Genomic DNA, 812 nt, shown 5'->3' on the forward strand with positions numbered 1-812 from the left:
AAGCGCTATTTCCCGGCGCAGTACGAGGGCTGGATGCGGACCTCGGAAATGCAGGAAACGACCTACGGCGGCGGCGGCAAGGCCGCGGCTGAAGACATGGACATCGAGAAGATCAATTATCTGGAGATGTACCCTTTCCTGAAGGTCAACTACGACGGATTTGCCTTCTCCAAGGGCTACTACCGTTCTCGCGGTCACTACTATGCCTTGACGGATATTGCCGACACCGAGCGCCTCCCGGACTGGGAAAAGCGCCCGGCGACCTGCATCGGCTGCAAGACCACCGACGTCTCGAAGCTCGACGCCATCCATGGCGATGACTGGTACTCGATGCCGTTCGCCAAGGTCATGGGCTCCAACACTATTGGCTGCCTGGACTGCCACGCGCCCGATGATGCAACCGTCCGTCATGCCCGCACCTGGCTGGATGAGGGCATCGCCCACGGTACTTTTGCCAACATCGAGCCCGAAGGCCGCACGGACTTGGTCTGCGCCCAGTGCCACACCAACTACCATTTCAACGCCGAGACGCGCAAGGTCGAGCTGGCCTGGACGACCGGGCTGACGGCCGAAGCCCAGCTGGAACACTATGACGAAGCGCAGCGCTCCGACGAGTGGGTGCATCCGCAGACCGGGGCGCTGGTGGCGAAGCTTCAGCATCCAGAGTATGAGCTTTATCACGAGGGCCAGGAAGTGAACGTCCACTCCAGGCTCGGGCTGCAGTGCACCGACTGCCACATGCCCAAGGCCACCGACAGCGACGGCGAGGAATACACCGAGCACCACTGGACCAGCCCGCTGACGCACGTCGA

General features: G+C 61.9%; 1 protein-coding gene. It reads left to right on the forward strand.

Translation table 11 applies throughout. From position 1 onward, the window contains the following. Window positions 1-812: ammonia-forming cytochrome c nitrite reductase subunit c552 (locus G3I74_RS00060; RefSeq protein WP_164208699.1), on the forward strand; the 812-nt coding region annotated here is incomplete at both ends.

Source organism: Wenzhouxiangella limi, from assembly GCF_010499265.1.
Lineage (GTDB): Bacteria > Pseudomonadota > Gammaproteobacteria > Xanthomonadales > Wenzhouxiangellaceae > Wenzhouxiangella > Wenzhouxiangella limi.